The organism is Microbispora sp. ZYX-F-249, from assembly GCF_039649665.1.
Classification (GTDB): Bacteria; Actinomycetota; Actinomycetes; order Streptosporangiales; family Streptosporangiaceae; genus Microbispora; species Microbispora maris.
Genome location: NZ_JBDJAW010000093.1, coordinates 1 through 6,451 on the forward strand (window position 1 = coordinate 1; position 6,451 = coordinate 6,451).

Genomic DNA, 6,451 nt, shown 5'->3' on the forward strand with positions numbered 1-6,451 from the left:
TCACCGCGGTCGGCGCGAACAAGTGCCTGGACGTGTCGAACTACGGCACGGCCAACGGCAGCAAGGTGCACATCTGGACCTGCCACGGCGGCACCAACCAGAAGTGGACCCGCGTCTGAGGTTCCTTCCCACCTCACGCGACCGACCCCGGCGTGGCCCCTGCGGCGTGCGCCGGGGTCGGCCGTACGCGCCGCGTCCGCCGGGCGTCCCCGGTCCGCCGGTCAGCGCGCGGGTGCGGGCCCGGTCGTCCCGCGCAGGGAGATGGGCGGGGACACGAGGGCCCCGCGATGAGGCGCGGCGGGGTCGGAGATCTGCCGGATGAGCAGGTCGACGGCCTGGGCGCCGAGCTCGTCGGCGGGCACGTCGGCGGCGGTGAGCGGCGGATGCAGGTTCTCGGCCCAGTGCCGGCCCGCCACGCCCGCGATGGAGAAGTCACGGGGCACGGTCAGGCCCGCGCGCTCGATCGCGCGGTACATGCCGGGCATGGCCGTCTCGTTGATGGTCGCGATGGCGGTGAGATCGGGGTGGTCGGCGAGGAGCCGCGCGACGCAGGACACCCCGGCGCGGGCGTCGTCGGCGCAGCACGTCCGCACGCCCTCCAGGCCGCGTTCCGCCACAGCCTGGTCGAAGCCGGCCTGAGCCCGGTGGGCCGGGCCGTATCCGGCGGCCATCAGCTCGGTGGAGCGGTTGACCAGGGCGATGCGACGATGGCCGAGGTCGGCCAGGTGGTGCACACATTGGGAGATGAGCGTCTCGTAGTCGATGTCCACCCAGGACATCTCGTCGGGACGGCTGGTGCGGCCGATGCCGACGAACGGCAGGCCGCTCTGCCGCAGGCGGGTGACCCGGTCGTCCTCCAGCCGGATCTCCATGAGGATCACGCCGTCGACGCGCCTGCCGCCGACCACCCGCTCGAATGAGCGGTCGTGCTCGCCCCCCGATGGCGACAGCAGGACGTCGAGGTCGGCGCGCGCGGCGGCGTCCACGACGCTGGCGACGAAGCCGAGCTGCATCTCGGTGAGGCGCTGGCTGGCCGGGGGGATGACCAGGCCGATCGTGCGGGTCCTGCCCTCCTTGAGCGCCTTCGCGGTGGCGTTGGGACGGTAGCCCAGCTCGTCGATGACCGCCTGGATGCGACGCCGGGTGTTCTCCGACACCGGGCGCTTGCCGCTCAGAGCGTAGGAGACGGTGCTGCGCGACACGCCCGACCGTTTGGCGATCTCCCCGATGTTCATCCAACTCCTCAACCGCTCGTCCCCGGCCCCATCATCGTAGGTCGAATCGATAGAGCCGACGAACCCCGCTGTATCCGCAGGACCCCATTGACGTACGCGATGAGCGGGCCTATGTTCATGCGAACCGATTCGATAGTACAACCCAGCCGCAGACGCAGCGGAGGTCAGATCATGGGATCAGCGGCAACGGGCCGGCGGGCGGCCGGTCTGGGTCTGGTGGCGCTGGCGGCCGCGGGCGGTCTCGTCGCGTGCTCCTCGTCGTCCGGGGGGTCGTCCGGCGGGTCGTCCGGGGGCGATGCCACGACGGAGGCGAGCGGGGCCGCCGGCGGCGGGACCTACACGATCTGGGACCCGTACCCGCAGCACGACAAGGGCTCCGAGTGGGTGAAACTGCTGGATACGTGCGGCGCCCAGGCGGGGGTGACGGTCGAGCGCACCGCCTACGACACCACCGACCTGACGAACAAGACCCTGCTGGCCGCGCAGCAGGGCAACGCGCCCGACGTGCTCGTCGTCGACAATCCGGTGGTCTCCACGCTGGCCGAGGCGGGGGTGCTGACGACGACGGAGGAGAACAGGCTCGACACCTCGGCCGTCGCGCCGAACCTGCTCGCGGCGGGGCAGATCGGCGGCAAGACGTACGGCGTGCCGATCGGGGCCAACACGCTGGCCCTCTTCTACAACAAGGACGTGCTGAAGAAGGCCGGCGTGGACATCGACTCGGTGCGGGACTGGGCCTCGCTCACCGCCGCGCTGGAGAAGGTCAAGGCGGCCGGCGAGAAGGGCATCACGTTCTCGGCGATCGGCACCGAGGAGGGCAGCTTCCAGTTCCTGCCCTGGTTCTGGGGGTCCGGCGCGCGGCTCACCACGCTCGACTCGCCCGAGGGCGTCTCGGCGGTGGCGTTGTGGGCCGACTGGCTGAAGAAGGGGTACGCCCCCAACTCGGTCATCAACAACACGCAGACCACGAGCTGGCAGGAGTTCGCGACCGGTGATTTCGCCTTCGCGGAGAACGGGACCTGGCAGCTGGCCGCCGCCGAGAAGGCCGGCTTCCCCTACGGCATCATCCCGATCCCCGGCAAGAACGGCGGGACGGCTCCCGCGCCGACCGGCGGCGAGTTCGTCGGCATCCCCGTGCAGCAGGACTCCGGGCGCTACGCCACCTCGCGGAAGCTGGTGACCTGCCTGACCGACACGGACAACTCCCTGACCACGACCACCGCCCTGTCGTACGTCGCGCCGACGGAGCAGGTGCAGGCCAAGCAGGTCGCCGAGAACCCGGGCCTGGCGGTCTGGGTGGAGGCGGTCAAGGCCGCCAAGGGCCGCACCAGCGACGATCTGGGCACCAAGTATCCGAAGATCTCCGAGCCGATGTGGGGCGCGGTGCAGGCGGCGCTGAGCGGGTCGAAGAGCCCCCAGCAGGCGATGACCGACGCGCAGGCCGCGGCCGCGAGCGCCACGCAGTAGCAGCGGCGCGTGCGGCGGGGGAGGGGTCCGGGGGCGACGGCGTCCCGGACGCCGCATCCGGCGCCGGACGCCCGCCGGACGAGGGGGACGGGATTGGATCACGCGACACACGCATCGGTCGCGCCGCCGCCGGCAGCGGGAGGGAGACCGGATCCGGCCCGCCCGCGCGCCGGCGGCAGGTGGGAGGCGCTCCGCCGCGCCGCGGCCGGTCAGTGGGCGGCCTGGGCCTTCCTGGCCCCGGTCGTCGTCTACCTGCTGGTGTTCTACGCCTATCCGCTGTACCGCAACGTCGAGCTGAGCCTGCGCGACTACACCGTGCGCTCGTTCGTCCGGGGCGACGCGCCCTTCACCGGAGTGGCCAACTACGCCGACGTCCTCGGCGACCCCGCGTTCGGTCCCGCGTTGTGGCACACGGTGGTGTTCACGCTGGCGTCCCTGGTCTTCCAATTCACCATCGGGCTCGCCCTGGCCGTGTTCTTCGTCAGGAACTTCCCGCTGTCGGCCACGTTGCGGGCCCTGTTCCTGGTGCCGTGGCTGCTGCCGCTGATCGTGTCGTCCTCGACGTGGTCGTGGATGCTCAACAGCGAGTCCGGTGTCGTCAACGCGGCGCTCGCCGCCCTCGGCGCCGAGCCCGTCCACTGGCTGACCTCGCCGGACTGGTCGTTGTGGTCGGTGATCATCGCCAACGTCTGGATCGGCATCCCCTTCAACCTGGTCGTCCTCTACTCGGGCCTCCAGGCGATCGATCCCGCCGTGTACGAGGCCGCCGAGCTGGACGGCGCGACCGGCTGGCGGAAGTTCCGGCACATCACCTTCCCGCTGCTGCGGCCGGTCTCGGCGATCACGCTGCTGCTCGGGCTGGTCTACACGCTGAAGGTGTTCGACATCATCTGGATCATGACGAGGGGCGGGCCGAGCGGCTCCTCCACCACGTTCGCCACCTGGTCGTACCGGCTGGGGTTCGGCAACCTGCTGCCGGAGTTCGGCCGCGGCGCCGCGGTCGGCAACCTGCTGATCGTGGCGGCCCTGGTCTTCGGACTGATCTACATACGCGTCCAGCGACGGCAGGCCCTCGCGTGAACGGGCGGGCACGGCGCGGCCCCCGCACACGGGCGGCCGGGCGGGAGGGCGTCATGAGGGCCACGCGCGGCCGGTGGAGGACCGCGGCCGGGCTGGTGCTGACCGGCGTGATGCTCTTCCCGGTCTACTGGATGGTCAACGTCTCCTTCACCCGCGAACAGGACATGCGCAGGAGCCCGCCCTCGCTGCTCCCCTTGCACGGCACGCTGGACGGCTACCGGTCGGTGCTCGACCGGCAGCTGCCGTACCTGGGGGTCAGCCTGATCGTGGGGTTGGGCACGGTCGCCCTGACCCTGCTGGTCGCGACGCCGGCCGGCTACGCGCTGGCGAAGCTGCGCCCGAGAGGCGGCGGGCTGCTGAGCTTCCTGCTGCTGATCGCGCAGATGATCCCGGGGATCATCATGGCGATGGGGTTCTACGCCGTCTTCCTCAACGTGGGCGTCCTCAACACGATCCCCGGGCTGATCGTGGCGGACTCCACTCTGGCGGTGCCGTTCGCGGTGCTGATCTTCACGGCGTTCATGTCCGGCATCCCGGAGGAGCTGCTGCAGGCGGCCCGGGTGGACGGCGCGGGCACGCTGCGGACGTTCTGGTCGGTGGTGCTGCCGGTCAGCCGCAACTCGGTCATCACGGTGTCGCTGTTCGCGTTCCTGTGGGCGTGGTCGGACTTCGTCTTCGCCTCCACACTCGATCAGGGCGGCGCCCACCAGCCGATCACGCTCGGCATCTACCACTACATCGGCAACAACAACCAGCAGTGGAACGCCATCATGGCCACCGCCGTGATCGCCTCCATCCCCGCCGCCGTGCTGCTCGTCATCGCCCAGCGGTACGTCGCCGCGGGCGTCACCTCGGGTGCGGTTAAGCACTAGCCAGAAGGGACCCTTCTTTCATGACCGTCGCCGCAGGCCCGGTTTTCTCCCCCCGGGAGATCCCGTTCAGCTTCCGCGGATCGTGGTTCGGCTTCTCCCCGGTGATCGCGGAGAACACCTACGCCCCCGACGTCCATCTGGTGTCGCACCAGACCGGCATGCATCCGGTCCTGCGGTTGATCCCCACCGCCGGCGGAGTCCGCGCCGAGACGACCCTGTCCGCGACCCCGCACGAGCTCACCTGGACCTGCGACGACGGGCGGATCGGCCTCGCCTACGAGACCCCCGACACCGTACGCGTGCGCGGTGAGGGCCTGGGGCTCCACCTGGTGGCGGCCGATCCGGTGTTGACGCCGTTCAGCGGCCCGTACTTCTACGCGGATCCCGGCGACGGCTCGTGGGTCTTCACCGTGTACCAGACCGGCCGCCGCTACCGCGTCACCCTTCTCGCCGGGCATGCCAAGTCCTGGGGCGAGCAGGCGCTCGGCACCACCGTGCGCGGTGTCGCACTCCGCGGCGACGAGCCGTGGGAGATCGCCGTCGAAGAGTACGAGACGGCCCGGGCCCCCTACCGGGGCGAGGCCGGCTTCGAGCAGGTGCTCGTGGCCGCGCGGGCCGATTTCGACTCGTTCCGGGACGCGGTGGCGCCCTGGCGCAGCGACCGGACGCCCGGTGCGGAGCTGGCCGCCTACGTCCTGTGGTCGGCCACGGTCCGTCCGGCCGGGTTCGTCACCCGCCCCGCGGTGCTGATGTCCAAGCACTGGATGGACAAGGTCTGGAGCTGGGACCACTGCTTCAACGCCATCGCCCTGGCCGGCGGGCTGCCGGAGCTCGCCCGGGACCAGTTCCGGCTGGTGTTCGACCACCAGGACGCCGCCGGGGCGCTGCCCGACTCGGTCACGCACTCGGAGGTCCTGTACAACTTCGTCAAGCCGCCCATCCACGGCTGGGCGCTGGCACGGCTGCGTCCGCCGGAGGACGGCGAGACCGCCGAGGTGTTCGGGCTGCTGGAGCGGTGGACCTCGTTCTGGCTGACCCGGCGGCGCGTTCCCGGTCACGAGTTCGCCCACTATCAGCACGGCAACGACAGCGGCTGGGACAACGCCACCACCTTCGACCCGGAGCGCGTCGTCGAGACCGCGGATCTGGCGGCCTTCCTCGTCCTGCAGATGCGGGAGCTCGCCCGCCTGGCCGCCGAGCTCGGTCGCGCGGACGCGGCCGCCGCCTGGAGACGAGAGGCCGACCGCATGCGCGAGGCGCTGCTGGCCGAGCTGTGGGACGGCGACCGGTTCGTGGCGCGCAGCGCACACACCGGACGCACGTGGTCCAGTTCGAGCCTGCTCGACCTGATGCCGATCGTCTTGGGGGAGGAGCTGCCGGAGCCCGTACGGGCGTCGCTGGCCGCCCGCATCGAGACCCACCTGACCGAGTTCGGGCTGGCCACCGAGCTGCCCGGCTCACCCGGCTACCAGGACGACGGCTACTGGCGCGGGCCGATCTGGGCGCCCTCGACCGTCCTCATCGAGGACGGCCTGCGCCGCGCCGGATACCCGGACCTGGCCGACGAGATCAGCGCCCGGTTCCGTGTCCTGTGCGAGAAGTCCGGGTTCGCGGAGAACTTCGACGCCCGCAGCGGTGCGGGCCTGCGCGACCGCGCCTACACCTGGACCGCGAGCGCCTACCTCATCCTCGCCGCGGCCCACGAACACCGGCTCACGCCTGCCGATCCACGGGAGGTGAGCGGCTGCTGAAATCCCTCGCCGCGCGGGGCCGGCCGCGCGGCGAGGGTGGTTCATC

6 protein-coding genes are annotated in these 6,451 nt (G+C 71.2%); 5 read left to right on the forward strand and 1 reads right to left on the reverse strand.

Annotation, left to right across the window (positions count from 1 at the left end; translation table 11 throughout):
• A partial coding sequence (locus tag AAH991_RS39550; RefSeq protein ID WP_346231098.1) for an RICIN domain-containing protein occupies window positions 1-119 on the forward strand: 119 nt, incomplete at its 5' end.
• A gap of 102 nt (window positions 120-221) precedes the next feature.
• On the opposite strand, the gene AAH991_RS39555 is transcribed toward AAH991_RS39550, so the two are convergent.
• On the reverse strand, window positions 222-1,235 hold the full coding sequence (locus AAH991_RS39555) for a LacI family DNA-binding transcriptional regulator (RefSeq protein WP_346231093.1): 1,014 nt from the start codon (window positions 1,233-1,235) through the stop codon (window positions 222-224).
• A 171-nt stretch (window positions 1,236-1,406) separates the two neighbouring features.
• On the opposite strand from AAH991_RS39555, the gene AAH991_RS39560 reads away from it, so the two are divergent.
• From AAH991_RS39560 to AAH991_RS39575, 4 genes are all read left to right on the forward strand, one after another.
• Complete coding sequence (locus AAH991_RS39560) at window positions 1,407-2,702, forward strand: sugar ABC transporter substrate-binding protein (RefSeq protein ID WP_346231094.1); 1,296 nt, start codon at window positions 1,407-1,409, stop codon at window positions 2,700-2,702.
• A 93-nt stretch (window positions 2,703-2,795) separates the two neighbouring features.
• Window positions 2,796-3,782 (forward strand): carbohydrate ABC transporter permease, encoded by a 987-nt coding sequence (locus tag AAH991_RS39565; protein WP_346231095.1) that lies wholly within the window; start codon window positions 2,796-2,798, stop codon window positions 3,780-3,782.
• 53 nt (window positions 3,783-3,835) lie between these two features.
• Entirely contained in the window at window positions 3,836-4,654 is an 819-nt protein-coding gene (locus tag AAH991_RS39570) for a carbohydrate ABC transporter permease (RefSeq protein ID WP_346231096.1), read from the forward strand.
• Between the two features lie 20 nt (window positions 4,655-4,674).
• Entirely contained in the window at window positions 4,675-6,405 is a 1,731-nt protein-coding gene (locus tag AAH991_RS39575) for an amylo-alpha-1,6-glucosidase (RefSeq protein ID WP_346231097.1), read from the forward strand.
• Window positions 6,406-6,451: the final 46 nt, after the last annotated feature.

Coding starts and splice junctions, on each gene's coding strand:
- AAH991_RS39575 (WP_346231097.1), top strand. CDS start 4,675: ATGACCGTCGCCGCAGGCCCGGTTTTCTCCCCCCGGGAGATCCCGTTC.
- AAH991_RS39555 (WP_346231093.1), bottom strand. CDS start 1,235: ATGAACATCGGGGAGATCGCCAAACGGTCGGGCGTGTCGCGCAGCACC.
- AAH991_RS39570 (WP_346231096.1), top strand. CDS start 3,836: ATGAGGGCCACGCGCGGCCGGTGGAGGACCGCGGCCGGGCTGGTGCTG.
- AAH991_RS39560 (WP_346231094.1), top strand. CDS start 1,407: ATGGGATCAGCGGCAACGGGCCGGCGGGCGGCCGGTCTGGGTCTGGTG.